The organism is Aeromonas sp. S5(2024) (assembly GCF_041403025.1).
Lineage (GTDB): Bacteria > Pseudomonadota > Gammaproteobacteria > Enterobacterales > Aeromonadaceae > Aeromonas > Aeromonas hydrophila.
Genome location: NZ_JBGLRI010000004.1, coordinates 438,249 through 464,461 on the forward strand (window position 1 = coordinate 438,249; position 26,213 = coordinate 464,461).

Here is a 26,213-nt window from a genome sequence, read left to right on the forward strand (position 1 = left end):
GGCTTCAGGTGATAATCAGCTGCGGGCCAGCTACTTAGGGTGTGACTCTCCCCCTGCCAGAGGTTCATCCATGTATCACGTCCTCATCACCGCTCTCTTCACCGAACTTGGCCTGCCCTTGCCCGCCCGCGACCAGTCCGTCACCACCCTTGCCATCAACGAAGAGCTGGTACTGACGTTGGCGGAAGATGAGGGGCATCTGGTGATCTATCTGTTGCTGCCAGGCCACGCCATGCCCAACACCCCCCTGCTCAACCACCTCGGTGTCGACCCTGCCTTTCTACTGGATCAGACAGAACAGGGAGAGACCCTCATCTGGACTCGCGAGTGGCTCGATCACCTGACGCCGGAGAGCTTGCTGATCTTGCTGGAGCGAGCCGTCGAACTCGCCGCCGAGTTGCTGACCCACCAACACGACCGGCAGCAGCATGACGCGGCTGAACCGTCAGCCCGGCAAGCAGGCGGTATCCGTGTGTAACGCCTGCTTTACCGGTACGCCGCCAGCAGCAACAGAATTTGTCGCACCTCTCGTGGTCAGACCATTGCGGCTCAATCGGGGATTGTCAGAATAGGTGAGTATCCATAAAGAGATGGTCTGTGACCGTTTATCTGCGGGTGCTGGCCAGGTTGGCGCTGGGGGGATTCTTCGTCGCCTCCGCCGGGTTCAAGCTGGCGGCGCCGGAGCTGTTCGCCGAGCAGATCGGCGCCTTCGGCCTGCTCTGGTCGCCGTTCATTCCCCTTGCCGTGTGGGGGCTTATCGGGCTGGAGCTCTGCGCCGGACTTGCGGTGATCGCCAACCGGCGCTGGGGACTCTGGCTGGTGATCGGGCTGCTCGCCCTGTTTATTCCGGTGTTGGGCTATGGCATCGCCATCGGGCTCGACATCTCTTGCGGCTGTCTTGGCAGGGCTGATCTCAGCTCGCTGCCACAGGCCCTCTTGCGGGATCTGCTGCTGTTGACGCTTGCGGGCGCCTTGCTGCTCCACTCCCGCCCCATTTTTACCGTTCCAAAGGAGCAGTGACATGATGAGATTGCAATCCCGCACCCTGATGGCCTCGCTGATTGCGGCCAGCTTTGCCCTCGGTGGCTGTGGCGACAACCAGTTCGAGCAGGAGACCAAGCTGGAGCAGGCGGCGGTACAGCTCTCCCAGGAGACCCAGCAGGGGGGTTATCAGCTGCTGACCGTGGCCGAGCTGAAGACCCGGATGGATAAAGGCGAGGCGCTGGTGATCATCGACACCATGCCGTTTGAGGACTCCTACAAGAAGGAGCACATCCAGGGGGCCAAGAATTTTGCCTTCGTGAAGGAGGCCAAGTCCGGCGATGACTGGAGCCAGATCGTCGAGGGGAGCGGCACGCCCGAGCAGCTGCTGGCCCTGTTGGGCGACGACAAGACCCGTCCGGTGGTGTTCTACTGCGGCTTCGTCAAGTGCGGCCGCAGCCACAACGGAGCCGCCTGGGCGGTCACCCAGGGCTATCAGCAGGTCTATCGGGTGCCGGGCGGCATCTTCGCCTGGAAAGGGGCGGGTTACCCGGTCACCGCCGAGTAGGCCGGATACGCTCAGAAACAACAAAGCCCGCACATGCGGGCTTTGTTGTCAGTGGCGTTGCGGCTCAGGAGCGGGCCAGCGTCACCACCCGGTTGTCGATGAGGCGGGCCTTGCCGAGATACGCCGCCATCAGGATCACCAGCTGCTCGCTCTGGTCGGTGGCGGCTTCCAGGGTGGCGGCATCGACGATGTCGATGGCGTCGGTCCGAAAACCGGCCTTGTCGAGGCGCTGGCTGGCCTGGGCCACCAGGGAGGGCAGGTGATGGTCACCCGCTTCAATCTGCTCGGCGATCCAGTTCATGGTGCGCGCAAGCTCAGGGGCCAGGGCCCGCTCGGCCGCGGTCAGGTAGCCGTTGCGTGAGGAGAGCGCCAGCCCGTCCTCGGCCCGCACGGTGGGCACGCCGACGATCTGGATGGGCATCGCCATGTCGGCCACCATCTTGCGGATCAGCGCCAGCTGCTGGAAATCCTTCTGGCCGAAGCAGGCCACATCCGGCTGCACCAGATTGAACAGTTTGGTCACCACTGTGCTGACGCCGCGGAAGTGACCCGGACGCAGCGCTCCTTCCAGCAGACCGGAGAGGCCCGGCACCTCGACGAAGGTGTGGCTGGCCAGCCCCTGCGGATACATGATCTCCGGGGTCGGCGTGAACACCATGTCCACCCCGGCTGCTTCCAGCGCGGCGCAGTCCTGCTCCAGGGTGCGCGGGTAGTTGGCGAGATCCTCGGCCTTGTCGAACTGCATCGGGTTGACGAAGATGCTGGTCACCACCTTGTCGGCGTGGTGGTGCGCCTCTTTCACCAGGGTCAGATGGCCCTGATGCAGATTGCCCATGGTGGGCACGAATGCGATTGTGAGCCCTTCACGGCGCCATTGGCCGATCTGTTCACGCAGAGCGGCGGGGTTGTTAACGACCAACATCAGCAGTTCACCTTCGAAAAGATCAAAGAGAGGCGGGCGTTATGGGCCCGCATGGGTAAGAGAGGAGTGGCAACGGGCAGCATCATCGGCAGGTCACCTTGGGATGAGTCATCAAGAGACGGGTTGCTCAGTCAGCACCAGAGGGCGCAGCGGGGGCGCAGGCCCCCGCTCTCGTCACGCTATCGGATCAGTTGAAGCAGTGTTCCGGGCCCGGGAAGGTGCCTTCGCTCACCTGCTTCACATAGAGCCGGATGGCGGCGCGCATGTCGCCGGTCTCGGCCAGGAAGTTCTTGGTGAACTTGGGCACATAGCCGGAGGTGATGCCGAAGGCATCGTGCATCACCAGGATCTGGCCGTCGGTGGCGGGGCCGGCACCGATGCCGATCACCGGAATGCGCAGCGCCTTGCTGATGCGCTCGGCCAGCGAAGTGGGCACGCACTCGAGCACCAGCAACTGGATGCCGGCAGCCTGCAGTTCGAGGGCCTGACGGTAGATCTCCTGGGCCTGGAATTCGTCGCGTCCCTGCACCTTGAAGCCGCCGAATACGTGCACGGATTGCGGGGTGAGGCCGAGGTGGCCACACACCGGCACGCCGTTGCGGGTCAGGTGGCGAATGGAGTCGCACAGCCAGTCGCCCCCTTCCATCTTCACCATGCGGGCACCGGCCGCCATCAGCCGGGCGGCGTTCTGATAGGTCTGCTCCGGGGTGGCATAGCTCATGAACGGCATGTCGGTCACCACCAGTGCATTGGTGGTGCCGCGCACCACGCAACGGGTGTGATAGACCATCTCATCCATGCTGACGCCCAGGGTATCCTGACCCCCCTGCAGCACCATGCCCAGCGAGTCGCCGATGAGCAGCACGTGGGCGCCCTCGTCATCGAACAGCTTGGCAAAGGTGGCATCATAGGCGGTGATGGCGGTGATTCGTTGGCCTTCCTGCTTCATCTTCAGCAGGTTGGTGGTGGTGATCTTGCTCATAGAGGCTCCTGTTCGTCTGCACCGGGGGCAATGATGGCAAGATCATTGTGCGGGCAGCGGGCAACCAGTTCTGCGAGTGGGGTGCCGCAAGGCAGTACCAGAGCGGGTGCAATCTCGGCCAGGGGCAGCAGCACGAACTCCCGCTCCTTCATGCCGTAGTGGGGAACGATGAGGCGTTCATGCCTGATGATCTGATCGCCAAACAGCAGCAGATCGAGATCCAGGGTTCTTGGCCCCCATCGCTCATCCTTGCGCACACGTCCTTGTTCCAGCTCGATGCTTTGTAGTTGATCCAGCAGCGCCAGCGGCGTCAGCCGGGTGTTGAGCCGGGCCACGGCATTGACGTAGTCCGGCTGGTCAGCAGGGCCCATGGGGCGGCTGCTGTAAAACGACGAGGCCTGCACCAGCACGGATCCCGGCAACCTTGCCAGAGCGGCGACGGCGCGACGAGCCTGACCGAGCGGGTCAGACAGGTTGGAACCAATGGCGATGAAGACCTCGGTCATCACGTCAGTTGTCACTCGGCCGCTTTCGGTTTGCGGCGACGGGGGCGACGACGGTTGCGGCTGTTGCTGCTGCGCTTCTCGCCATCGTTGCTGCGGGCCTCACCGGCCTGACCGCGCTCACCGCTTGCCGGGCGGCGGGTCGCCTCCCGTTGCAGCTGCGGGCGCACGTCCGGATTGGATTCCACGTAGCGTTCCCACCAGCTGGCCAGCTCGCCCAGACCGCGCTCGACCCGGTTGCGCAGCAACAGGAAGTCAAACGCCGCGCGGAACTTGGGATGCTCCATGGCCCGCTCGGGGTGGCGGCCCTGACGGCGGGTCAGCCGCTGCTGCAGGGCCCAGATGTCGCGTACATCGGTGGTGAAGCGGCGCGGGACGGCGATGATCCGCACCTGGTTGTCCAGCACCTCGTTGATCGCCAGCATGAAGGCGTCATACCAGGGCAGGCCGCTCTCGTTCTCCAGCACCCGGCCGCGGGCCTCGACACAGCCCCACAACAGGGTGGCGTAGAGGAAGGCGGGGGTGACGCGCTTGTCTTCCCGGACCCGGGTGTCGGTATCGATCAGCGCCTGCTCGATGAACTGCTCGTAGGGCGAGTTGCCGTGCGGGGTAAACAGCGCCGCTACTTGCGGGAACAGCTGTTGGAACAGGCCGTATTCGCGCAGCAGCTTGTAGGTGGCCAGGCCATCGCCAGCCAGGAACAGCTTGAGGGTTTCCTCGAACAGGCGGGCCGCCGGAATATCCTGCAGCAGCGGCGCCAGCTCCTTGATGGGGGCGGCGGTGCGCGGGCTGATGGTCATGTCCAGCTTGGCGGCGAAACGCACGGCGCGCAGCATCCGCACCGGATCTTCGCGGTAGCGGGTCTCGGGATCGCCAATGAGCTCCAGCTTGCGCTCGGCCAAGTCTTCCAGCCCGCCCTCGAAATCGTGCAGGGTGAAATCCTTGGCACTGTAGTAGAGGGCGTTGACGGTAAAGTCGCGACGCTCGGCATCCTCTTCGATGGTGCCGTAGACGTTGTCGCGCAGCAGCATGCCTTCATCGGATTGGGCCGACACATGTTTGCTGGTATTGACCTGATGGTGGTGACCGCGGAAGGTGGCCACTTCGATCACGTCACGACCAAAGACGATGTGGGCCAGCCGGAAACGGCGGCCGATCAGGCGGCAGTTGCTGAACAGTGACTTGATCTGCTCCGGCGTCGCATCGGTGGCGATGTCGAAATCCTTGGGCGTCTTCCCGAGCAGCAGATCCCGGACTCCGCCGCCGACCAGGTAGGCTTCGTAGCCGCCCTTGTTCAGGCGATAGAGCACCTTGAGTGCATTCTCGCTGATCTCTTTGCGCGAAATCGGGTGCTGGTCACGGCTCAAGGTACGACGTTGTCCGGCGACACGGGCCGGAATGGGGGACTCCGCCGACTGCTCGCCGTCTTCCTTGCCGAGCACTTTGCGGCAAAAGTTTGCGATCTGGGAAAAAATGGTACACCTCGTTATGACTTCAAATTGACGGGAGGCCAAAAAAATAGCGGCCTATCATAGCTCACGCCTAACCAAATGAAAAACCGTGCTGGCAATTGATCTCGTTTGAAACGGATCATCCCGGTAAAATCACGGCCAACAGCGGCGATTTACGTTCAATCAACCCAAAATTGCCTGCGCGACTCAGTAATCAGCCAGCTGGATCTTCTCGCTGGCAGGCACCCGGGCCAGCTGCCAGTGGGCGATGCCCCAGTCGACGATCTCGTCCACCCGGCTCGCCATCAGCTCGGGGGGCGGGCACTGGCCGAGAAAGTGCAGCGCCTGCCACAGGGCCGGGCGCACCTCGTCCTGTGCCAGCGCCGGTGCGTGATTCTGTTTGGAAAGCTTGTTGCCGTCGGCCTGCACCGCCAGCGGCAGATGCACCCAGGCGGGCACGGGGGCGTCCAGCGTCTGGTAGAGGGCAATCTGGCGCACCGTCGGCTCCAGCAGATCGGCACCGCGCACTATCTCGGTGATGCCGCAGTCCATGTCGTCCACCACCACCGCCAGGTTGTAGGCATAGAGCCCATCGCGCCGGCGCACGATGAAATCTTCCTCGGCCAGCGCCGCCGGCACCGCAATGCGGCCCTGCAGCCCATCCTCGAAATCGTACACCGGGTGGTGTTGGCGCACGCGGGCGGCACAACCCTCCGCCGTGAGAACAAGGGTGCGGCAGTGACCGTTGTAAAAGCCGCCGCTCGCCATGATTTCGCGCCGGGTACAGCGACACCAGTAGAGATCGCCGGCCCGGTAGAGCTGGTCGATGATCTCGTCATAGCGGCCGTGGCGCCGGCTCTGGTACATCACCTCGCCATCCCACTGCAGGCCATGGGCTTCCAGCGTCTGCAAAATGAGCGGGGCGGCCCCCGCCATCTCCCGCGGTGGATCGATATCTTCGATGCGCACCAGCCAGCGTCCCTGCCGTGCCCTGGCCTGCAGGAAGCTGCCGAGCGCCGCGATCAGGGAGCCGAAGTGAAGCGGGCCTGAGGGGGAGGGGGCAAAGCGGCCGATATAAGGGCGGGTCTGGGACGAGGGGATGGTATTCACGGGCATGCGGATTCGGGCAAACGGGACATTGAGGCTGCATTCTGGGACGGCCCGGCCAAAAGCTCAATAAAAAAGGGAGCCCGCGAGCTCCCTTTTTTCTGTTATGCCAGAGGTCGGTATCAACCGGCCATCTGTTTTTCCTTGATTTCAGCCAGGGTCTTGCAGTCGACACAGAGGTCGGCGGTGGGTCTGGCTTCCAGACGGCGGATACCGATCTCGATACCGCAGTGTTCGCAGTAGCCGAAGTCATCGTCTTCGAGCAGCAGCAAGGTTTTCTCGATCTTCTTGATCAGCTTGCGCTCACGGTCGCGGGTACGCAGTTCAAGAGCGAACTCTTCTTCTTGCGCGGCGCGATCCACGGGATCCGGAAAGTTGGCAGCCTCATCCTTCATATGGTCAACGGTGCGGTCAACTTCCTGCATCAGTTGGTTGCGCCAGGCTCCCAGGATCTTGCGAAAATGTGCCTTTTGTTGGTCATTCATGTACTCCTCACCCGGTTTTTCCTGGTAAGGCGCCACACCCGCAATGGCCAGGGGGCCCAGAGATTTCCTGTTTTCGCCTGTTGGCATGCCCTGTCTCCTAATTCAGCACGCTACCCGTGCCATCCATAAATTGAGGGCGACATCTATAGCAGAAGGGTAACTTGGAGGCAAACAAGCCGTACCAATAATGTTACCCACTCCAACATTTATTCGCTGCCCTCGGGTAGCAGGTGACAAGATTCAAACGGGATAAAATCTTGGGCCACCATGCTCTGCACCCCAACATGGGGTCGATAGCATAAAATTTCAACCCCTGCCGTAATTGCTTGCTCAATAAGCAGACTATAGTGCGGATCTATATGCGCTGCCGGGCGCATTCTCACGATTCCGGAGTGCAAAACCATAAATAACAGCACGGCTCTGTGGCCTGCCGCCTTCATGGCCATTAATTCACGCAAGTGCTTGGCGCCACGGGTGGTGACCGCATCGGGGAAGTAGCCCATGCCGGCTTGCTCCCGCTCGTCGAGCAGGGTCACCGATTTCACCTCGATATAACAGGCCGGCAGGTGGTCATCTTCCAGCAGCAGATCGATGCGACTGTTCTCTTCGCCGTATTTCACCTCGGTGCGCAGCCTGGCATAGCCGCGCAGCGGGGCGAGGGCATCCTGCTCGATCAGCTCGCGAGCCAGCTGGTTGGCGCGGGCCGTGTTGACGCAGATGAAGTGACCGGCCGGGCTCTCGGCGATCTCCCAGCTGTGGGGCAGCTTGCGCTTGGGATTGTCTGAGGTGGAGTACCAGACCCGGGTGCCCGGCTCGGCGCAGCCGGTCATGGCGCCGGTATTGGCGCAGTGGATGGTGATCACCTCGCCGTTGTCGAGCTGCACGTCGGTCAGGAAGCGCTTGTAACGGGAGATCAGCTGCCCGGATTGCAGGGGGGGATCGAAGATCATGGTATGGCTCTCTTAATCGATGAGTCTGGGCATGGCCGCCGGTCAGGATGCCATTTTCTCTCTGGCCCGCAGCGGCCAGCAGGCGAGGGGCTCGTAGCGCACCCCGTCCGGAGTGGAGAGGGATTGATAGAGGCAGAAGCGGTCGGCCTGCAGCACGAAATCGGGGGCGGGCAGCAGCGCCGGCGGTTCGCTCGCCTTGCGCGACAGGGTGACGTGGGGGCGATAGCCCTGCTCGCCGTTGCCAAGCCCCAGCTTCTCACCGTGGCGACGCAGCGCCCTGGCCAGCACGGTGAGCTCGTTGGGCCACTCCGTCGGGCCAACCCAGGCGGCCTTGGCGCGGCCGAACCAGCCGGTTTCATTGAGCGCTATGGTGAGCGGCGGGCAGTGCTGGCGCTCGACGGCGGCCATCAGGCGGGTGGTGGTGAGCGGATCCGCTTCGCCGAGGAAGGCCAGCGTCAGGTGGAGATTGGCGGCGGGCACCGGTTGACCCGGCCAGGGCAGCTGGTCGCGCCAGGCGACGAGATCGGGTGCCAGCGCCTCGGCGGGCAGGGCAAAGAAGAGTTTGGCCATTCGGGTGAGCATGCCTCTTTCATGCAGACAGGGTGGCCCATTCTAGGGCAGCCACTCCATCCTGTCTCGCCGGCCGACATCCGCTCACGGTGGCCGGCCAGGCTGTGGCAGAATAGGCGCCGCTTTACGACTTGCAACAAGAAGGTGCAGATCCCTTTGTCTTCCCTCCCCATAGTGTCGGTGCTGCCCGCACTCTTTGCCGCCATCGACAACCATGCCAGCGTGATCCTGCAGGCGCCGCCCGGTGCGGGCAAATCGACCCTGCTGCCGCTGGAGCTGGTGCGCCAGAACCGGCTGCCCGGACGGATCATCATGCTGGAGCCCAGACGTCTCGCGGCGCGCAACATCGCTGCCTTTCTGGCGCGTCAGCTCGGGGAGAAGGTGGGCGAGCGCATCGGTCTGCGGGTGCGCGGCGAGAGCCGCACCAGCGCAGCCACCCGGCTCGAGATCGTCACCGAAGGGGTGCTGACCCGGATGCTGCAGCAGGATCCCGAGCTCACCGGCGTCTCCCTGGTCATCTTCGATGAGTTCCACGAGCGCAGCCTGCACGCCGATACCGCGCTGGCCTTCGCCATCGAGAGCCAGCAGGGATTGCGCGATGACCTCAAGCTCTTGGTGATGTCCGCCACCCTGGATGGCATGGCGCTGGAGCGGCTTTTGCCGGAGGCCCCGGTGGTTCGCTCGGAGGGGCGCGGTTTTCCCATCGACTACCACTATCGCCCCGCCAATCGCCAGCAGTGGCTGGAGCCCCAGGTCGGCGCCGTGGTACTGGAGGCGCTGGCCGCCCACGCCGGCAGCCTGCTGGTGTTTCTGCCGGGCCAGGGGGAGATCGAGCGGCTGGCGCAGTGGCTGGAAGGGCGGCTGCCGGACGAGGTGACCCTCGCCCCCCTCTACGGTCGCCTCGACATGGCGGCCCAGCAGGCGGCCATCGAGCCGGCCCCTGCGGGGCGCCGTAAGCTGGTGCTCACCACCAATGTGGCGGAGACCTCGCTCACCATCGAGGGGATCTCCGTGGTGGTCGACAGCGGGCTGGAGCGACGCGCCTCCTTCGACATCAAGAGCTGCGTCACCCGGCTGGAGACCCGCCCCATCGCCAAAGCCTCCGCCACCCAGCGGGCGGGCCGCGCCGGTCGTCTCGGCCCCGGTGTCTGCTACCGGCTCTGGAGCAGCGAGGTGCAGGAGCGCCTCGCCGAGCAGAGCCCGCCCGACATCCTCACCCAGGAGCTGACCAGCCTGCTGCTGGACGCCGCCCAGTGGGGAGCCAAGGTCGAAGAGCTGCCGCTGCTGGACATGCCGCCGGCCGCCGCCGTCGCCAGTGCCCAGCGGCTGCTGGTGAGCCTCGGCGCCATGAAGCCGGAGGGTGAGCAACAACTTACCCCGGCCGGCCGCGCCATGGCGGCCTTCGGTACCCATCCCCGGCTTGCCCGCATGCTGCTGCGCGCGCGCGAGCTGGAGGCCGAGGGTCTGACAGGGATTGTCGCCGATGCGGCTTTCCTGGTGGCGCTGCTGGAAGAAGATCTGCGAGGATCGGAGCGGCTCTCCGTGCTGTTCCACCGCCGCCAGGGGGCCCTGCGCCAGAGTGCAGCCCGCTGGTTCGAGCTGCTCGGCGCCCGCCCCGCCAGTGCTCAGGGGCAATGGCTGGGGTTGCTGTGCGCCCTCGCCTGGCCCGATCGCATCGGCAAGCTGCGCAGCGGCAGCCGCTATCAGCTCAGTGGCGGGGTGAGCTGCGATCTGGTAGAAGGTCACCCCTGTCAGGGGCAGGGGGCGCTCATTGCCATCGAGATGGGTCAGAACGAGCGCGGCAGCCGCATCTTCATCGCCGAACCGATAGAGCTGGATGAGCTGGTGCGCCAGCTGCCCGAGCTGGTGAGCGAGCGCCAGTGGTTCGACTGGGACGAGCGTGAGGAGCGGGTGCGGGCCGAGCGCCAGCAGGTGCTCGGCGAGCTGGTGCTGAGCCAGCGGCCGCTGACCGATCTCTCCGATGAACAGAAGGGGCGCTGCCTGCTGCAGGGCATCCGGCGCAAGGGGTTGCATGTGCTGCCCTGGGATGATGCCAGCGAGGGGTTGCTGGCCCGATTGCGCTGCGCCCGCGACTGGTTGCCCGATGAAGGGTGGCCAGCCATGGACGAGGCGAGCCTGCTGGCCGACCTCGAGCAGTGGCTGCTGCCGGCGGTGAGCGGTATGACCCGGCTGGAGCAGTTGAAAAAGCTCGATATGAGCGACATCCTGCGCCAGTCGCTGCCCTGGCCATTGCCCAAGCGGCTGGACGAGGCGCTGCCCGGCCACTTTAGCGCGCCGACCGGCAGCCGGGTGCGGATCCGTTATCAGCCGGGCCAGGCGCCGGTGATCCCGGTGCGCATCCAGGAGATGTTCGGCCAGGCCGCGACCCCGTGCGTGGCCGATGGCCGGGTGGCGTTGGTGGTGGAGCTGCTCTCCCCGGCTCAGCGGCCGCTGCAGATCACCGCCGATCTGGCCGCTTTCTGGGCCGGCTCCTACGAGCTGGTGAAAAAAGAGATGAAGGGACGCTACCCCCGCCACTACTGGCCGGACAATCCGCTGGAGGCGATGCCGACCAGGGTCACCAAGAAGAAGATGGGGATGTAGGTTGGTGCAGGGAATAACGTAGCCCTACTCCAGCAGATGACCCTCACCCTGGCCCTCTCCCAGAGGGAGAGGGAACTGATCGAGGTTGGTGTTTGCTCCCTTCTCCCCTTGTGGGAGAAGGGCCGGGGATGAGGGGGGAGACATCTATCCATCTGTCTGGCGGAGCGAACCCGGAATCCAGATCCAATTGGTTAAGCCCGATCGGACGTTCGCGAACGCGACATAACAAGTAGAAAGGAAAGCAAAGAGGATTTATGGCAACGCAACGACGCAAGCGCACCCCCAAGAAGGCGGCGCCCAAACACACCATCTGGCGTACGCTGTTCTGGCTGGGCTTCAAGCTCTCCCTGGTGGGAGCGGCCTTCATGGTGGTGTTTGGCATCTACCTCGATACCAAGGTGCGTGAACGCTTCGACGGCGAGAAGTGGCAGTTGCCGGTGATGGTCTACAGCCGGCCGCTGGAACTCTATCCCAGCCAGCGCCTCTCCCAGGCCCAGATGCTGCGCGAGCTCAACATGCTGAGCTACAAGCAGGTGCGCCAGCCCCACACCCCGGGCGAGTATGCGGTGAGCGGCAACCGCATCGAGCTTATCCGCCGGCCATTCGAATTCCATGACGGGGCCGATGCCGCCCGTGGCCTGCGCCTCACCTTCAACGGCGCGCGGCTGGAGGGGATCCAGTCGCTGGAGAACCAGCGTCAGCTCGGCTACGCCCAGATGGACCCGGTGCTGCTCGATCGCCTCAACACCGAGGATCGGGAAGACCGACTGCTGGTGCGCATCGCCGAGGTGCCGGACAGCCTGCTGATCACCCTGCTCACCACCGAGGATCGCGACTTCTACCAGCACGGCGGCGTCTCGCCGGTGGCCATCATGCGGGCCATGGCGGCCAACCTGCTGGCGGGTCGCACCGTGCAGGGGGGCAGTACCCTGACCCAGCAGCTGGCCAAGAACTTCTTCCTGACCCGGGAGCGCAGCCTGTGGCGCAAGGCGCAGGAAGCCTACATGGCGGTGCTGATCGACTATCGCTACAGCAAGGACGAGATCCTGGAGGCCTACCTCAACGAGGTCTATCTGGGGCAGAACTTCTCCCAGGGGGTCTATGGTTTCGGGCTCGCCTCCTACTTCTACTTCGGCATTCCGGTCAACGAGCTGGATATCGATCAGGTGGCCCTGCTGGTGGGCATGGTGAAGGGGCCCTCCTATTACGATCCCTGGCGCTTCCCGGAGCGAGCCAAGGCGCGTCGTGATCTGGTGCTCAAGCTGCTGATGGATCACGGCAGCCTGCAACCGGCCGAGTATGAACTGGCCAGCAAGCAGCCGCTCGGCATCATTACCCGCGGCCAGATGAGCTATGGCCGCACCCCGGCCTTCATGGGCCTGCTCAAGCGGGAGATCCAGAGCCGCTTCGGCCCGGATCTGCTCAAGCAGTCCGGCCTCAAGATCTTCACCAGTCTGGATCCCATCGCCCAGCACGCCGCCGAGCAGGCGGTGGAGTCGGGTCTGGCCCAGATCGAGAAGCTGCGCGGCAAGAAGAAGCTGGAGGCGGCCATGGTGGTCTCCGACTGGCACAAGGGCGAGGTGGTGGCCATGGTGGGCGGCCGGGATCCGCGCTACGCCGGCTTCAACCGGGCGCTGGATGCCCGTCGCCAGATAGGCTCGCTGGTGAAGCCAGCAGTCTACCTGACCGGCCTCTCCAACGGCCTGACCCTGGGCACGCCGCTCAAGGACCAGCCGATCCGCATTCGCGGCAAGGATGGCCAGATCTGGACCCCGCAAAACTACGACCGCAAGTTCCGCCAGAGCGTGCCGCTGATGGATGCGCTGGCGAGCTCCCTCAACGTGCCGACCGTCAATCTGGGGCTGCAGGTGGGGCTGGACAAGGTGGTGGACACCCTGCACAAGCTGGGGGTGGAGCAGGAGATCCAGCCCTATCCCTCGCTGGTGCTGGGGGCGGTGGCGCTCTCGCCGATGGAGGTGAACCAGATGTACCTGCCCATCGCCAACCAGGGGCTGACCCAGCCGCTGTCGGCGATCCGGGCGGTGGTCAACAGCGACGGCAGCAAGCTCTATCAGCATGACGAAGCGGCCAAGCGGGTGACCGACGAACAGGCCAGCTGGCTGACCCTGTTCGCCATGACCAAGACGGTGAGCCAGGGCACGGCGCGAGCGCTCGGTGCCAAGTTCCCCGGCGCCACCATGGCGGCCAAGACGGGCACCACCAACGAGCTGCGCGACTCCTGGTTCACCGGGCTCGACAACAACGAGCTGGTCAGCATCTGGGTCGGTCGCGACGACAACACCCCGGCCGGCCTGACCGGTGCCAGCGGTGCCCTGCAGCTGTTCAGCGGCTACATGAGCCAGCGCGGGGTCAACAGCCTGGCCATGAACATGCCGCAAGGGGTGAGCTGGGCCAGCTTCTCCCGCACCAGCGGCACCCGGGTCACCAGCGACTGCCCCGGCAGTCTGCAGGTGCCGGCCAAGCTGGCCGGGCTGGCCGAGCCCATGGGCTGCGCCAGCCCGGTGTCCAGCCCGGCCAATGCGCTGGACAACTGGTTCAACGGTTTCTTCAACTGATTGCAGCGAGCAGCCCTGGCTGCCCGCTTGCCCGGAGAGCTCATGTCACATCCTCTGTTCGATGCCATCCACCACGTGGCCATCATCGCCAGCGACTATGCGCGCTCGCGCCACTTCTACCACCAGGTGCTGGGGCTGCCCATCATCGCCGAGACGCTGCGCGAGGAGCGCCAGTCGTGGAAGCTGGATCTGGCGCTGCCGGACGGCAGCCAGCTGGAGCTGTTCAGCTTCCCGGCGCCGCCGCCGCGCCCCTCCCGGCCGGAGGCGTGCGGCTTGCGCCACCTGGCCTTTCGGGTCGCTGAGCTCGACCGGGTCATCGCCCATCTGCAGGGTCATGGTGTCGAGGTGGAGCCGGTGCGGGTGGACGAGCTGACCGGCAAGCGCTTTACCTTCTTCGCCGACCCCGACGGCTTGCCGCTGGAGCTCTACGAAGCAAGACGCTGAGGCAGACCTGCCGCGAACCCGCATTGCCCCCATAAAGAGCAGAAGCCGCCCGGTTAGCCGGGCAGCTTCTTTCATGGCGTGCAGTGCGTGAGGGGGCGATCAGGCGGTGGTGAGCAGGGTCACCGCGACGGCCATCACCAGCATGCCGACCCAGCCGATGGGCTTGAGCCGCTCGCCGAACAGCAGCAAGCCACCGAGGGCGGTGCCCAGGATGCCGATGGCACCCCAGGTGGCGTAGGCCACGGCCAGATCGATCCTGCCGGTGCTCACCGCTTCCGACAGCAGGGTGAAGGCACACAGCACCAGCAGGATGCCGAGAAATCCCCAGCCTTTGTGACGAAAACCAACCGAGCGGTTGATCGCCATGTTGGCGCCGATATCCAGCAGGGCTGCCCCCAGTACGATGATCAACGGGTGCATACGGCCTCCTTGGCAGCGCCAAGGCAGCGAGTACTGCCAGTACCTGCGGCCGGTTTGTCATGGGCAGCGCCAAGACGGCGGGGGCTGCCGGTACCGGCGGCCGGTTTGTCATGGGCAGCGCCAAGACGGCGGATGCTGCCGGTGCCTGTGGTCGGTTCGTCATGGGTTTCACCCATTGTCACCAGAACAATACCCACTATGGCCAGCGCCAGTCCGATCAACTCCTGAGCATTCAGGTGGTAGTCGAGGAACAGCACGGAGACGACGGTGATCAGCGCGATCCCCAGCCCCTCCCAGAGCGCGAAGGCAATACCAATGGAGATTGTTTTGGCGGCTTTGGCCAACAACAGATAGGAGAAGGAGATGAGCAGCCACATCGGCAGATAGTTGAGCCAGCCGGCCTCGTTCTCCGGGATCATGGCCATGCTGGAGGTCCCGGCGACCTCGGTCAGGATGGCGCCCGTCAGGAAGATGCGGGCCAGGAGCATGCGATTGAATAACATAAAATGTCCTTTTGTTGCTGCGACGGGGCCATGATAGCCACAGCCCGCTCAGGCGGCAGAATCGCTGAGCGTCGACAATTCAGACGCTGACGGTTTGCCTTGCTAGAAGAGGGCAAGGTAAGGTGAATATCGGATACTCTGCTCACGACCCAGATCATGAAGCTCTACCAGATACAACTCTTTGTGGAATCAGCCAGCAGTGGCTCCATTGCCAATACGGCGCGCCGGCTTGGCAAGAGCCGCAGCGCTGTCAGCACGGCGATAGCGGCGCTTGAGGTTGAGCTTGGCGTCGAACTTTTTGAACGAGGTGCCAACCAGAGCCGATTGACCGAGATCGGCGAGCAGGTGCTGGACGACTGCAAGCGGCTGCTGCAGGCCGCCAACAGCCTCAAACTCAAGTGCGAACACTACGCCTCCGGTGCTGAGGTGGCGCTGCGGGTGGCGCGGGATGACGCCATTCCCGAGGCGGTGTGGCGGGAGATGTTGGGGGCGCTGCGCCACCAGTTTCCCGGCACCAGCATCTCGCTGGTGCTGGCCTCGCCGCCAGAGCTGCCCGCGCTGGTGGAGGAGGGGTTTGTTGACGCCGCCTTCGGCCTCATCACCGAGGAGCAGGAGCGCAGCGGCCTCAACATCGAGGTGCTCAACCCGATCCGCACCCTGATGGTGGTGGCCCCGAGCCACCCGCTGGCCAGCCTGAAGCGGGTATTGCAGCAGGATCTGACCGGTCATACCCAGGTCACTCTTTCCTATGTGGATGAATTTTCGGTCAAGAGCCTGTTGCCCATCGGCGGCCACCACATCGGGCTGTCGAGCTTCGAGCTGATGCGCGATGCGGTGCTCGACGGCCTCGGCTGGGCTGTGCTGCCGTCACCGCTGATCCAGAGCCAGCTGCGACAAGGGGAGCTGCTGACCTTGAAGCACAAATTCAGCCTGCAGTGGCGCGACTACGGCGTCTATCTGTCGGAAAATGCCTATCATGGCAAGGTGTTGGCGTGGCTGAGGAAGGCAATCCAGGCCTATCTCGAACCGTTCGAATAAGCCGGCCGGCGCCAGGTGGGCACGAGGGGGGCAAGTGCAGGGGCTTGTGATCCATCGCTGCCTGATGGTACATACTGTCAGTACCCTCATGCAGCGCCTGGAGGCGTGAACGATATGAGCAGTGCCCAAGACAAGGACGAGCTCTGGCTGGATGACGACATCATCGAGCTGGATGACGATGAGGCCGTGGTGACCAAGGTGATCAACCCCTGGCAGGTGTTGATCGTCGATGATGAGCCGGACATTCATCATGCCACCCGGCTGGCACTTTCCAACATTCAGTACAAATCCCGCCCGCTTGAACTGCTCAACGCCTACAGTGGCGCCGAAGCGGCCCGCATGCTGCTGGCCAATCCGCGCATCGCCCTGATCCTGCTCGACGTGGTGATGGAGACCGAAGATGCCGGCCTGCGGCTGGTGCACCAGATCCGCAACGAGATGCACAACAGCCTGGTGCGCATCGTGCTGCGCACCGGCCAACCGGGGCAGGCCCCGGAGCAGCGGGTGATCCTCGATTACGACATCAACGACTACAAGACCAAGACCGAGCTGACGGTGCAGAAGCTCTACACCACCGTCATCGCTTCCCTGCGCTCCTACGAGACCCTCTGCGCCATCGACAAGAGCCGGCAGGGGCTCGGCAAGATACTGGAGGGGGCGGGGGATCTCTATCATCTGCATTCGCTGCGGGAGTTTGCCTCTGGCGTGCTCAAGCAGATCAGCGCCATTCTCGACGTGGGCACTGAAGGTGCCATCTGTGCCGAACGCCGGCCCGGCTCGCAGGAGCTGGAGATCCTGGCGGCCACCGGCGACTATGAATCCCTGCTGAGCGATGTGCCGCTCAGTACCTTCCCGGCCCTGCACGATTCGGTGATGAGTGCGCTGGCCAACCGTTGCAACCGCTTCGAGCATCCTCAGGATGCGCTCTATATCGCGGCCCAGAACGGGCGCGAGTTCGTGCTCAATTTCACCCCCACCCAGCCGCTCGACCCGCTCGAGTGCGATCTGCTGGACGTGTTCTGCCAGCGGATCTCGGCGGCGTACGACAACCTCTATCTCTACAACCAGCTGCTGCGTGCTCAGGAGGCGACCGTGGTGGCGTTGGCGGCGCTGGCGGAGTTTCGCGATTCGGATACCGGCGATCACGTGCTGCGGGTGCAGAAGCTCTCCGATGCCATCGTGGCCGAGCTGCAGCAGGCGGGGGCCTATCCCGACGAACTGACACCGGGCTTCGTCGACATGATCGGCATGGCCAGCATACTGCACGACGTGGGCAAGGTGGGCACGCCGGACCACATCCTGCACAAGCCGGGCCGGTTCGAACCGGATGAACGGCTCATCATGGAGCAGCACGCGGACATCGGCGCCAGTATCTTGCACAAGGCGGGGGAGATGGTGGAGGGCACCAGCTACCTGTCGCTGGGGGCCGAGATTGCTCGCGGCCATCATGAACACTTCGATGGCAAGGGCTACCCGGAGCAGCTGGCCGGCCAGCAGATCCCGCTGTCGGCCCGCATCGTGGCCGTGGTCGACGTGTTCGATGCCCTGCTCAGCAAGCGTCCCTACAAGGAGCCCTGGTCGCTGGCCCAGACCATGGAATATATCCTGTCACGCTCCGGCAGCCAGTTCGATCCCCAGGTGGTGCAGGCGCTCCAGCGTTTGGTCAGTCAGTCTCGGCTGCCATACGAGCTGTGATACCGGACGGAAACAACAAAGGGGCCATTGGCCCCTTTGTTGTTTCCGGCTGCCTGCGCCACCGCGTCGGTTTCGTCAGCGCGGCGCGTAGCGTGTGCGAGGCTGGCGCCGGCGAAACGGCAGCAACACCAGGCTGAGCAGCAGATCGCCAAGCAGGGCTGCGAGCAGGCCTGCCGCCATGCCGCAGACGATGGCGGCCTGCTTGAGCGGCACCACGTAGCTGTAGTTTTGCAGGGTATCCTGCCAGAGCTGGGGCTCGGCGCGCAGCAGCAGGTGGGAGAGTTGCCGATACCAGGGATGGTGCTTGTAGACGCTCTCCTGCTGCAGGGTCTGGCGCTGGCTGACCAGCAGCTGCAGGCTGGCGGCATCCTTGGCGAATACCGGATCCGGGTTGGTGCGGTAGTGGTTGACCAGGGCCATCAGATCGCCGTTGAAATGCTGGTCCGCCGTTTCCTGAAAAGGGGCCAGGCTGAGGCTGGCCTGCTGCAGGCGGGCATCCAGCCGCTGGTAGTAGAGGTCGATCAGACCCGGGATCTGCACGCCGGCCAGCAGGCCAAGGGCAAACAGCATCATCCGAAGGTAGCTGCGCATAGCTCTCGTCATCTCGCGAAATAGAGGGACTCCATACTAGCCGCAAGGCTGCAACAGGCCAAGCCGGCAGGGGACGCGCCGGCTTTCCGGATAGGAGGCATGACCCTTTCCTTCCTCGTTTGTGTGATTCACGTCACGCTTTTTATGCTTTAAAATACGACCCCATTTTTCGGGGAGGAGAGTCCGTATGCACAAATTTATACCCTGTTATCTGTTGGGTGGTCTCATCGCCATCAGTTGGGCCGCTCTGCCCGATCACGGCCCCTGGGATCAGTGGGATCTCGCCGTCTTCCATCTGGTCAATGGCTGGCTGGGTCAGGCCCAGTGGTGGGCCGATCTGGTGGCCGTGACCAACAACCGGCTGTTCGATCTGGCAGTACTCTCCTGCATGGGGCTGATCCTCTCTCGCTGCTTCTGGCGTGCGGACGATCAGGGACGCCACCGGCTGGTGGCCATGGGGCTCGTCATGCTGCTGGGGGCGCTGGTGATCAACCAGTTCGGTCATCTGCTGCCGGTCAGCCGGCCGAGCCCGACCTTGACGGTGACGGACGCGCTGCGGGTGACCCAGCTCAGCGGGATCCCGACCAAGGACTCCTCCAGCGACAGCTTCCCCGGCGATCACGCCCTGTTCCTGATGATCTTCGCCGGCTTTGCCCTGCGCCATCTGCCGCGCTGGGCCGGGGTGACCGCGCTGCTGATGGTGCCGTTGTTCTCGGCGCCCCGCATTCTCTCTGGTGCTCACTGGCTGACGGATGTCTATGTGGGGGCCCTGTCGCTGACCCTGCTCTGCCTGCCGCTGCTGCTGTTGACCGGGCTGTCGGACGCGCTGATCGGCTGGATCGCCCAGCGGCTGCCACGCCTGCCGGGCTGGCAGTGGCTGGCGGGCAAAACGCCGGCGAGTCAGCAATAAAAAAAGAAGGTCGGTGCATACCGGCCTTCTTTTTGGCTACTTCCCGCCGGTGACTGTGGTCGTCGCGAAATGACCATGACTACCACCGGTGGCCCCAGGCCTGCTGGCCCTCATGACAAGTATTAGCAGATTCGTTCGGGCGTGCTCGTCATGACTTTCTCCAGATAATCGTTTGCATGGGCTGAATGCTTGATCCTGACCAAGATTTTTTATTTTTGCTGCCTTAGAATCGCCGCCCGTTGCTGGAGAACTCTGTATGTTAATTAATCTTTTGCGCCTGATATTCATCATCTGCGCCCTGGTGTTCATCTTCATGCTGGTACGGGCCTGGTGGCACAAACGGCAACAGGGGGAGCTGGAGTCGACCCCCTTCTGGCCGGTGGCGGCCATCGGTTTTGTCGCCAATTTTCTCGATACCCTGGGGGTGGGCAGCTTCGCGGTGAAGACTGCCTGCTACAAGCAGTTCAAGCTGATCGACGACCGGCTGTTGCCGGGCACCCTCAACGGCCAGTGCGTGTTGCCGACGGTCACCCAGTCGCTGATTTTCATCGGCGCCGTGCAGGTGGATCCGCTCACCCTCATCGGCATGATGGTGGCCGCCGCTGCCGGGGCAGCCTGGGGGGCGCGTCACGTCGCCTCGTTCGATCGCCAGACCATCCGGCTGGTGATGGCGGTCTCCCTGCTGGTGGTGGCCGGCCTCATCTTCGCGGGCCTGCTTGGGTTGTTCCCCCTCGGCGGCGATGCCATGGGGCTGACCGGTTACAAGCTCGGGATCGCGCTGCTCGGCAACTTCATCTTCGGCGTGCTGATGAACGTGGGCATCGGTTTGTTCGCCCCCTGCATGACCCTGGTCTATCTGCTCGGCATGAATCCGCTGGCGGCGTTTCCCATCATGATGGGCTCCACCGCCGTGCTCAGCGTCTTCTCGGCGGGCACCTTCATCCGCAAGGGGGCCTTCGATGCCAAGGCGGTGCTGGCGGTGGCCATCTTCGGCCCTGTCGGCGTGGTGCTGGCGGCCATGCTGGTCAAGTCGATGGACATGGCGATGCTCAAATGGCTGGTGGCCTTCATCGTCATCTATACCTCCTGGACCATGTACGCCTCCTGGCGGGCGGCACGGCGGGCGCCACCACCCCGGCTGGCAGGCGTCACTGGTTAGCCGGTACGGCGCGAGTCGGTGCTGGCCGTGGAGTATTGACGTGATTGCAGGCCTTTGGCGTTATCTATACCTCCTGGACCATGCCCGCCTCTTGGCGGGTGGCACGGCGGGCGCCACAACCCCGGCTGGCAGAGGTCGCAGGCTGGCCTGCACCAGCGCCGCTTCGGCCCTCGCCCCCAGAAACACGTAGAGGCCGAGGGCCAGCAGCAGCCCCACGGCGCACCCCATCACACCCACCGCCGGCCAGAGCAGTTCGCTCTGGCCTAATGATCCCTTGAACAGCAACAGCAGCCCCTCGATGGAGACCGCGATCAAGATGGCGGCGATGAAGCGGGTAATGGTGCGGCGAATGGCGCTGTGGCGAAAGATGTCCTTATGCAGCAGCACCTCCTCTTCCAGAATGGTCTTGCCCAAGTCGAATACTGCCAGCGCCAAGGTCAGGAAGATGATGGCGCTGAAGGCCCCCAGCCGGTTCTGCTGCGCCCCGCACAGCAGCAGATAGAGCTGCTCCAGCCCGTGCCAGATGAGCGTCGCGACGATCAGAAACAGCGCCAGACTCAACACCACATAAACCCCCTTGAACCAGGGCATGGCCCGGCGTCGTTCCCTGTCCCCCATCAGCCAGGCGATGAGCTGGTTCAGGCAGAGGGTCAGCTCACGGCCCTGGCCTCTCACGATTAGATGCAACCGGGCTTGCGGCGCCGGCACCGGCGGCAGGATCCCGAGCGGTTCCCGGCTGGGTGCCTGGTTCAGGATGAAGGGATAACTGCTGAGTGAATCGGGTGATGCCGTGAGCAGTCCCAGCAGCAGGGGGGCCAGTTCGGCTTCGTACTCCTGATAGCGTCGCAGCACATCGATGGGGCTCATTTCCGCCATATACACCTCGCTCAAACGGGTTTGCATCCAACTTGCAGGGTGCAAATTGTGGGCCCGTTTTATGACGGACGGAGGGGCGGGATATGCACCGTTTGGTGACAGAGCCGTGCCATTTGCGCAAAGTCTGCACCAACATCGGGCGTATCAGGGGAGGCCGAAGGACGCCGAAGCTGCAATGAAAAAGGGCCCGTGAAGGGCCCTTTTGCGACACGCGGCGGCTTAGCCAGCCAGCTTGGCGAAGCTGCGCTCTGCGGCGGCCAGGGTGTGTTCAATCTCCTTGTCACCGTGCGCCAGCGACAGGAAGCCCGCCTCGTAGGCACTCGGCGCCAGGTAGACGCCCTCTTCCAGCATCAGATGATAGAAGCGCTTGAAGCGTTCCATGTCACAGCGAGTGACCTGCTCGTAGCGGGTGACCTCGGGCTCGTCGGTGAAGAAGAAGCCGAACATGCCGCCCACGTAGTTGATGGCAAGCGGGATACCGTGCTTGGTGGCAGCGGCTTTCAGCCCTTCTGCAACCCGGGCGGTCTTGGCGCTCAGCTGCTCATAGAGGCCCGGCTCCAGCAGCAGATCCAGCATGGTGAGGCCGGCGGCCATGGCCACCGGGTTGCCGGAGAGGGTGCCGGCCTGATAGACAGGGCCGGTCGGGGCGATGTGCTGCATCACCTTCTTCTTGCCGCCGAAGGCACCGACCGGCATGCCGGCACCGATGATCTTGCCGAGGGTGGTGAGATCCGGGTCGATGTTGTAGTGGCCCTGGGCGCCGCGCAGGGAGACGCGAAAGCCGGTCATCACCTCATCCAGGATCAGCAGGGCGCCAAACTCGTCACAGATGGCGCGCAGCCCCTCCAGGAAGCCGGGTACCGGCGGGATGCAGTTCATGTTGCCGGCCACCGGCTCGACGATGATGCAGGCGATCTCGCTGCCGTATTGGGTGAAGGCTTCGCGTACCGAGTCCAGATCGTTGAACACGCAGGTGAGGGTGTGCTTGGCAAAGTCAGCCGGGACGCCCGGGCTGTTGGGCTGACCCAGGGTCAGGGCGCCGGAGCCGGCCTTGACCAGCAGGGAGTCGGCGTGGCCGTGGTAGCAGCCTTCGAATTTGACGATCTTGTCGCGACCGGTGTAGCCGCGGGCCAGCCGGATGGCGCTCATGGTCGCCTCGGTGCCGGAGTTGACCATCCGCACCTGCTCCATGGAGGGGACGATCTGGCGCACCTTCTCGGCCATCAGCACTTCGATCTCGGTCGGGGCGCCGTAGCTCAGCCCTTTCTCCACCGCCTTGATGACGGCGGCCTTGATGGCCGGGTGGTTGTGACCCAGCAACATGGGGCCCCAGGAACCGATGTAATCCACATAGGCCTGGCCATCCACGTCATAGAGGTAGGCGCCATCGGCGTGATCGATGAAGCGGGGTGTGCCGCCGACCCCATTGAAGGCGCGGACCGGTGAGTTGACGCCGCCCGGAATGGTCTGGCGGGCCTGTTCAAACAGCTGATCTGATTTTGACATGGATCATCCTTAATGGGATTTTGGTCGTCACACAGGCGCAGGTGGCCGATTGCGGCTCGGCAGTCAGGGGGCGCTGGAGTATGCTTGCGCTCTTGACCCCGGCCAAGGACTGCCCCGTGTTAAATGAAACGGGCCGACTATAGCAGAAAGGCCCGGTGCTGGGCAGCCGGACAGCAGGCCGGATGATCGTCACCTCCGTCAGCAAACGAATGTGGTTTTTTCATGTCGCAACAAGCTCTCTCCTCCTCCGAACCGCTCTCGCCTCCCCGCGGCCCTGTCCTGCGGCGGATCATTCATCAAGACAAGATGCCCCTGCTGGTGCTGCTGTTGGCGGCGCTGGTCGGCACCCTGGCCGGGTTGGTCTGCGGACTGTTCGAGTCCGGCGTGCACTGGCTGGCACAGCAGCGTGTCGACCTGCTGGCCGATCGCCCCTGGTGGCAGCTCGGCCTGCTCGGCTTTGGTTTCAGCGCCTTGCTGGGTTGTATTGGTTATTTCCTGACCCATACCTTTGCGCCGGAGGCGGGTGGCTCCGGCATTCCCGAGATTGAGGGGGCCATGGACGAGCTGCGTCCGGTACGCTGGTGGCGGGTGTTGCCGGTCAAGTTCTTCGGTGGCATCTGCACCCTGAGCTCCGGCATGGTGCTGGGGCGGGAAGGCCCGTCGGTGCAGATCGGCGGTAACCTCGGCAAGATGGTGGCGGATATCTTCCGGCTGCCGAAGGAGCATGGCCACGCCCTGCTGGCAGCCGGCGCTGCCGGTGGTCTGGCCGCGGCCTTCAATGCGCCGCTGGCGGGGATCCTGTTCGTGATGGAGGAGATGCGCCCGCAGTTTCGTTACTCCTTTCTGGCCATCAAGGCGGTGGGCATCTCCGCCATCATGGCAACCCTGATGCTGCAGAACATGAAGGGGCAGGGGGCGGTGATCAGCTTGCCTCACTACGATGCGCCGGCCCTCAGAGCGCTCTGGCTGTTCCTCTTCATGGGGGCCGCTTTCGGCGTGCTGGGTTTTGTTTTCAACAAGCTGGTGCTGGCCTGTCAGGATGGTTATCTGGCGCTGCATCAAAACAAACGCCATCGCTTCGTGACCATCGGGACGCTGGTGGCAGGTACCTTCGGCGTGCTGTCGCTGGTTGCCCCGGCGGTGACCGGCGGGGGTACCGAGCTCATCCCCCATCTGATGGGCGGGGAGTATGCGATGGCCACCCTGTTCCTCATCTTCTCCATCCGGCTGGTGGCCACCCTGATCTGTTTCTGCTCCGGCGCACCGGGCGGGGTGTTTGCCCCGACCCTGGCGCTGGGCACCCTGTTCGGGGTGGTGTTCGGCCACCTGTTTCATGCGGCTTTCCCGGAGCTGGGTATTGAGCCCGGCGCCTTTGCCATTGCCGGTATGGGCGCGCTGTTTGCCGCCACCGTGCGTGCTCCCATCACGGGGATCGTGCTGGTCACCGAGATGACCGACAACTATCAGCTGATCTTGCCCATGATGATCACCACGGTCGGTGCGACCCTGGTGGCTCAGTGGCTGGGGGGCCGCCCGATTTATTCCCAGATCCTGGAGCGAACTTTACGGCTTGCTGCGCGTCAAAAGCGGGGAGAAAGCGGCGTCACCGCCGGTTAACCCTTTGTCTGCCGGCCTGAATCTGCTTGAGTCGCGTATAGTGAAGGGAGCGTGGCCGCAGTATGCGTAGTAACAAAAGAGGCCTTATGTCCCAGATAATGAAGTGGTTGGCAGTGCTGATGGTGGGGGCGCTCATCGGCTATTTCGTCGGTAATCGCCAGGAGCTGGCCCAGAGCAGCCTGCTGACGGTGCAGCAGGAGACGCTGGAGCGCCAAGGCAAGGCCATCGGCCAGCTCAAGAGCGAGCTCGGCATCAAGGAGACGCTGCTGGCTACCCAGAAGGCGGCGTTCGAGCAGTTGCAGCAGACGCTCAAGGATCAGGAAGCCCAGGTACAGGAGCAGAAGCGCCAGCTGGCCTTTTTCGAGCGGATCATGCGCCCCACCGGCGAGCAGGTGGGGGTGGTGATCGACAACCTTACCCTGCAGGAGACCAGTATCCCCGGCCGTTATCACTATCGGCTGGCGTTGACCCAGCCCGCCAAGAAGCGCGAGCTGTTTCGCGGTCAGGTACAGATAAAGGTGGAAGGCAGTCAGGGCGACAAGCCTAGAACCCTCGGCAGCCGTGAGCTGGGTATGAAGGTAGGAGAGGGGCGCTATGCACTGCGTTACTTCCAGCTGTTGGAAGGCAACTGGCAGTTGCCGGAAGGCTTTGTACCGGATCGGGTGCGGGTCACCATCAGCAAGGATGGTCGGCAACCAGCCCAGGAGCTGCTGGCTGAATGGGGCGAGGTAATCAAGCCGCTGGTAGTCGCTCCACCGGCACCCGTACCGGCCGCGCAGTAAGAAGCTTGGTGAATACTTGAACTGAATGGTCGGGTATTGGATAATTTCGCGGTTTCCATGTTTGTGGATTTAACGGTTGTGAGGTCAGTAATGAGTGCAGTAGCAGAAGCCCCGTTGCCCATCCAGATGACGGATGCGGCCGCCAACAAGGTGAAGACCCTGATCACCGAAGAAGAAAATCCCGAGCTCAAGCTGCGGGTGTACATCACGGGCGGTGGCTGCTCCGGTTTCCAGTATGGTTTCACCTTCGATGAGAAGATCAACGAAGGAGATACCGTGGTCGAGAAGAGCGGGGTCACCATGGTGATCGATCCCATGAGCCTGCAATATCTGGTTGGCGGTAGCGTGGATTACACCGAAGGTCTGGAAGGCTCCCGTTTCACCGTGACCAACCCCAATGCCACCACCACCTGTGGCTGTGGTTCCAGCTTCTCTATCTGATATAGAGATACTGCGTGACATCGAAGGGCCCCAAGGGGCCCTTTTCGTTTTCCCCCCCATCCCTATAGTCGGACGCTCTGGGCCAGCAAGTAATGCTCAAGAGACCTTGATGGGCTTCCTTTGGGTTGCTGTTAGGGCGCTTTTCATCCTGATTGATGGTTAGTTAAACACTTGAACGTCTTTTTCAAAAAAACACGGAGTTTTCGCTTGTCAGCGAGAATCATATCCCTATAATGCGCCTCCATCAGCACGGCGCAGTGCGCGTCTGGTCTGGCTTGCAAAGCAAACCAGTGAGGGTTATAGTTATCGACCCTGCTCTTTAACAATTTGAATCAAGCAATCTGTGTGGGCACTCACAGCATCGAGCATCAAAAACAATTTTTGATATCAATGTCTGATGAAGTGACCAAAGCAACTTTTAGTTGCAGCAGTTAATTCAGCAATTCATTGAGCCGCCTTAACAGGCAACCAAACTTAAATTGAAGAGTTTGATCATGGCTCAGATTGAACGCTGGCGGCAGGCCTAACACAT

General features: G+C 63.3%; 25 protein-coding genes and 1 pseudogene. 13 read left to right on the plus strand and 13 right to left on the minus strand.

Going from position 1 to position 26,213, the window contains the following annotated elements:
• Positions 1-70 precede the first annotated feature (70 nt).
• The 3 genes from ACB032_RS11590 (at position 71) to ACB032_RS11600 (ending at position 1,549) form a co-directional block, all read left to right on the plus strand.
• Positions 71-478, plus strand: a complete 408-nt coding sequence (locus ACB032_RS11590) for a CesT family type III secretion system chaperone (protein ID WP_371137975.1) — start codon at positions 71-73, stop codon at positions 476-478.
• Between the two features lie 119 nt (positions 479-597).
• Positions 598-1,020, plus strand: coding sequence for a MauE/DoxX family redox-associated membrane protein (locus ACB032_RS11595; protein WP_371137976.1), 423 nt, complete (start codon positions 598-600; stop codon positions 1,018-1,020).
• A gap of 1 nt (position 1,021) precedes the next feature.
• The gene (locus ACB032_RS11600; RefSeq protein WP_039214507.1) at positions 1,022-1,549 is read left to right on the plus strand and encodes a rhodanese-like domain-containing protein; all 528 of its coding nucleotides are present in this window, start codon (positions 1,022-1,024) and stop codon (positions 1,547-1,549) included.
• A 64-nt stretch (positions 1,550-1,613) separates the two neighbouring features.
• Here ACB032_RS11600 and panC read toward each other — a convergent pair whose 3' ends face one another.
• The 8 genes from panC to thpR form a co-directional block, all read right to left on the minus strand.
• A complete protein-coding gene (panC, locus tag ACB032_RS11605) occupies positions 1,614-2,471 on the minus strand; it encodes a pantoate--beta-alanine ligase (protein ID WP_206818761.1) in 858 nt (285 codons plus the stop codon).
• 187 nt (positions 2,472-2,658) lie between these two features.
• Positions 2,659-3,453, minus strand: a complete 795-nt coding sequence (panB, locus tag ACB032_RS11610) for a 3-methyl-2-oxobutanoate hydroxymethyltransferase (RefSeq protein WP_011707281.1) — start codon at positions 3,451-3,453, stop codon at positions 2,659-2,661.
• Positions 3,450-3,959 (minus strand): 2-amino-4-hydroxy-6-hydroxymethyldihydropteridine diphosphokinase, encoded by a 510-nt coding sequence (gene folK / locus ACB032_RS11615; protein WP_011707280.1) that lies wholly within the window; start codon positions 3,957-3,959, stop codon positions 3,450-3,452. The genes panB and folK overlap by 4 nt, the downstream gene beginning before the upstream one ends.
• Positions 3,960-3,970: 11 nt before the next feature.
• Entirely contained in the window at positions 3,971-5,470 is a 1,500-nt protein-coding gene (pcnB, locus tag ACB032_RS11620; protein WP_017411017.1) for a polynucleotide adenylyltransferase PcnB, read from the minus strand.
• A 144-nt stretch (positions 5,471-5,614) separates the two neighbouring features.
• Positions 5,615-6,523, minus strand: a complete 909-nt coding sequence (gene gluQRS, locus ACB032_RS11625) for a tRNA glutamyl-Q(34) synthetase GluQRS (RefSeq protein WP_371137977.1) — start codon at positions 6,521-6,523, stop codon at positions 5,615-5,617.
• 113 nt (positions 6,524-6,636) lie between these two features.
• Entirely contained in the window at positions 6,637-7,086 is a 450-nt protein-coding gene (gene dksA, locus ACB032_RS11630; RefSeq protein WP_005304459.1) for an RNA polymerase-binding protein DksA, read from the minus strand.
• Positions 7,087-7,205: 119 nt separating this feature from the next.
• Complete coding sequence (sfsA, locus tag ACB032_RS11635; protein WP_101150632.1) at positions 7,206-7,949, minus strand: DNA/RNA nuclease SfsA; 744 nt, start codon at positions 7,947-7,949, stop codon at positions 7,206-7,208.
• Between the two features lie 42 nt (positions 7,950-7,991).
• Positions 7,992-8,519, minus strand: coding sequence for an RNA 2',3'-cyclic phosphodiesterase (gene thpR / locus ACB032_RS11640; protein ID WP_162517982.1), 528 nt, complete (start codon positions 8,517-8,519; stop codon positions 7,992-7,994).
• Positions 8,520-8,675: 156 nt separating this feature from the next.
• Here thpR and hrpB point away from each other — a divergent pair, with 156 nt between their 5' ends.
• From hrpB to ACB032_RS11655, 3 genes are all read left to right on the plus strand, one after another.
• Positions 8,676-11,123, plus strand: coding sequence for an ATP-dependent helicase HrpB (gene hrpB, locus ACB032_RS11645; protein WP_371137978.1), 2,448 nt, complete (start codon positions 8,676-8,678; stop codon positions 11,121-11,123).
• 254 nt (positions 11,124-11,377) lie between these two features.
• On the plus strand, positions 11,378-13,699 hold the full coding sequence (mrcB, locus tag ACB032_RS11650; protein ID WP_371137979.1) for a penicillin-binding protein 1B: 2,322 nt from the start codon (positions 11,378-11,380) through the stop codon (positions 13,697-13,699).
• 42 nt (positions 13,700-13,741) lie between these two features.
• Positions 13,742-14,143 (plus strand): VOC family protein, encoded by a 402-nt coding sequence (locus ACB032_RS11655; RefSeq protein ID WP_044800718.1) that lies wholly within the window; start codon positions 13,742-13,744, stop codon positions 14,141-14,143.
• A 99-nt stretch (positions 14,144-14,242) separates the two neighbouring features.
• On the opposite strand, the gene ACB032_RS11660 is transcribed toward ACB032_RS11655, so the two are convergent.
• Together ACB032_RS11660 and ACB032_RS11665 are read right to left on the minus strand one after the other, a co-directional pair.
• Positions 14,243-14,563 (minus strand): SMR family transporter, encoded by a 321-nt coding sequence (locus ACB032_RS11660; protein ID WP_016351879.1) that lies wholly within the window; start codon positions 14,561-14,563, stop codon positions 14,243-14,245.
• A gap of 140 nt (positions 14,564-14,703) precedes the next feature.
• Positions 14,704-15,066, minus strand: a pseudogene (locus ACB032_RS11665) (SMR family transporter); the annotation flags it as partial.
• Between the two features lie 156 nt (positions 15,067-15,222).
• On the opposite strand from ACB032_RS11665, the gene ACB032_RS11670 reads away from it, so the two are divergent.
• Together ACB032_RS11670 and ACB032_RS11675 are read left to right on the plus strand one after the other, a co-directional pair.
• Positions 15,223-16,104, plus strand: coding sequence for a LysR family transcriptional regulator (locus ACB032_RS11670; RefSeq protein WP_011707270.1), 882 nt, complete (start codon positions 15,223-15,225; stop codon positions 16,102-16,104).
• Between the two features lie 114 nt (positions 16,105-16,218).
• Entirely contained in the window at positions 16,219-17,799 is a 1,581-nt protein-coding gene (locus ACB032_RS11675) for a response regulator (protein WP_042065566.1), read from the plus strand.
• Positions 17,800-17,874: 75 nt separating this feature from the next.
• Here the strand turns inward: ACB032_RS11675 and ACB032_RS11680 are convergent, their stop codons facing one another.
• The gene (locus ACB032_RS11680; RefSeq protein WP_371137980.1) at positions 17,875-18,402 is read right to left on the minus strand and encodes a DUF2937 family protein; all 528 of its coding nucleotides are present in this window, start codon (positions 18,400-18,402) and stop codon (positions 17,875-17,877) included.
• Positions 18,403-18,577: 175 nt separating this feature from the next.
• Between ACB032_RS11680 and ACB032_RS11685 the strand changes: the two genes are divergently transcribed.
• Both ACB032_RS11685 and ACB032_RS11690 read left to right on the plus strand, forming a co-directional pair.
• The gene (locus ACB032_RS11685) at positions 18,578-19,300 is read left to right on the plus strand and encodes a phosphatase PAP2 family protein (RefSeq protein WP_371137981.1); all 723 of its coding nucleotides are present in this window, start codon (positions 18,578-18,580) and stop codon (positions 19,298-19,300) included.
• Between the two features lie 256 nt (positions 19,301-19,556).
• Entirely contained in the window at positions 19,557-20,459 is a 903-nt protein-coding gene (locus tag ACB032_RS11690) for a sulfite exporter TauE/SafE family protein (protein WP_011707266.1), read from the plus strand.
• A gap of 60 nt (positions 20,460-20,519) precedes the next feature.
• Here ACB032_RS11690 and ACB032_RS11695 read toward each other — a convergent pair whose 3' ends face one another.
• Positions 20,520-21,335, minus strand: coding sequence for a hypothetical protein (locus ACB032_RS11695; RefSeq protein WP_371137982.1), 816 nt, complete (start codon positions 21,333-21,335; stop codon positions 20,520-20,522).
• A 219-nt stretch (positions 21,336-21,554) separates the two neighbouring features.
• Complete coding sequence (gene hemL / locus ACB032_RS11700) at positions 21,555-22,841, minus strand: glutamate-1-semialdehyde 2,1-aminomutase (RefSeq protein WP_371137983.1); 1,287 nt, start codon at positions 22,839-22,841, stop codon at positions 21,555-21,557.
• 222 nt (positions 22,842-23,063) lie between these two features.
• Here hemL and clcA point away from each other — a divergent pair, with 222 nt between their 5' ends.
• From clcA to erpA, 3 genes are all read left to right on the plus strand, one after another.
• The gene (gene clcA, locus ACB032_RS11705) at positions 23,064-24,458 is read left to right on the plus strand and encodes a H(+)/Cl(-) exchange transporter ClcA (RefSeq protein WP_273767238.1); all 1,395 of its coding nucleotides are present in this window, start codon (positions 23,064-23,066) and stop codon (positions 24,456-24,458) included.
• Positions 24,459-24,544: 86 nt separating this feature from the next.
• A complete protein-coding gene (locus ACB032_RS11710) occupies positions 24,545-25,240 on the plus strand; it encodes a DUF6776 family protein (RefSeq protein ID WP_043120753.1) in 696 nt (231 codons plus the stop codon).
• A gap of 90 nt (positions 25,241-25,330) precedes the next feature.
• Positions 25,331-25,681: an iron-sulfur cluster insertion protein ErpA gene (gene erpA / locus ACB032_RS11715; RefSeq protein ID WP_005304404.1), complete on the plus strand. Its 351-nt coding sequence runs from the start codon at positions 25,331-25,333 to the stop codon at positions 25,679-25,681.
• The last annotated feature ends 532 nt before the right edge of the window (positions 25,682-26,213 follow it).

Bases quoted from the DNA above. Each gene is read 5' to 3' on its own strand.
- ACB032_RS11590 (WP_371137975.1), top strand. From the start codon at position 71: ATGTATCACGTCCTCATCACCGCTCTCTTCACCGAACTTGGCCTGCCC.
- ACB032_RS11600 (WP_039214507.1), top strand. From the start codon at position 1,022: ATGATGAGATTGCAATCCCGCACCCTGATGGCCTCGCTGATTGCGGCC.
- panC (WP_206818761.1), bottom strand. From the start codon at position 2,471: ATGTTGGTCGTTAACAACCCCGCCGCTCTGCGTGAACAGATCGGCCAA.
- panB (WP_011707281.1), bottom strand. From the start codon at position 3,453: ATGAGCAAGATCACCACCACCAACCTGCTGAAGATGAAGCAGGAAGGC.
- folK (WP_011707280.1), bottom strand. From the start codon at position 3,959: ATGACCGAGGTCTTCATCGCCATTGGTTCCAACCTGTCTGACCCGCTC.
- gluQRS (WP_371137977.1), bottom strand. From the start codon at position 6,523: ATGCCCGTGAATACCATCCCCTCGTCCCAGACCCGCCCTTATATCGGC.
- dksA (WP_005304459.1), bottom strand. From the start codon at position 7,086: ATGCCAACAGGCGAAAACAGGAAATCTCTGGGCCCCCTGGCCATTGCG.
- sfsA (WP_101150632.1), bottom strand. From the start codon at position 7,949: ATGATCTTCGATCCCCCCCTGCAATCCGGGCAGCTGATCTCCCGTTAC.
- thpR (WP_162517982.1), bottom strand. From the start codon at position 8,519: ATGGCCAAACTCTTCTTTGCCCTGCCCGCCGAGGCGCTGGCACCCGAT.
- mrcB (WP_371137979.1), top strand. From the start codon at position 11,378: ATGGCAACGCAACGACGCAAGCGCACCCCCAAGAAGGCGGCGCCCAAA.
- ACB032_RS11655 (WP_044800718.1), top strand. From the start codon at position 13,742: ATGTCACATCCTCTGTTCGATGCCATCCACCACGTGGCCATCATCGCC.
- ACB032_RS11660 (WP_016351879.1), bottom strand. From the start codon at position 14,563: ATGCACCCGTTGATCATCGTACTGGGGGCAGCCCTGCTGGATATCGGC.
- ACB032_RS11670 (WP_011707270.1), top strand. From the start codon at position 15,223: ATGAAGCTCTACCAGATACAACTCTTTGTGGAATCAGCCAGCAGTGGC.
- ACB032_RS11675 (WP_042065566.1), top strand. From the start codon at position 16,219: ATGAGCAGTGCCCAAGACAAGGACGAGCTCTGGCTGGATGACGACATC.
- ACB032_RS11680 (WP_371137980.1), bottom strand. From the start codon at position 18,402: ATGACGAGAGCTATGCGCAGCTACCTTCGGATGATGCTGTTTGCCCTT.
- ACB032_RS11685 (WP_371137981.1), top strand. From the start codon at position 18,578: ATGCACAAATTTATACCCTGTTATCTGTTGGGTGGTCTCATCGCCATC.
- ACB032_RS11690 (WP_011707266.1), top strand. From the start codon at position 19,557: ATGTTAATTAATCTTTTGCGCCTGATATTCATCATCTGCGCCCTGGTG.
- ACB032_RS11695 (WP_371137982.1), bottom strand. From the start codon at position 21,335: ATGGCGGAAATGAGCCCCATCGATGTGCTGCGACGCTATCAGGAGTAC.
- hemL (WP_371137983.1), bottom strand. From the start codon at position 22,841: ATGTCAAAATCAGATCAGCTGTTTGAACAGGCCCGCCAGACCATTCCG.
- clcA (WP_273767238.1), top strand. From the start codon at position 23,064: ATGTCGCAACAAGCTCTCTCCTCCTCCGAACCGCTCTCGCCTCCCCGC.
- ACB032_RS11710 (WP_043120753.1), top strand. From the start codon at position 24,545: ATGTCCCAGATAATGAAGTGGTTGGCAGTGCTGATGGTGGGGGCGCTC.
- erpA (WP_005304404.1), top strand. From the start codon at position 25,331: ATGAGTGCAGTAGCAGAAGCCCCGTTGCCCATCCAGATGACGGATGCG.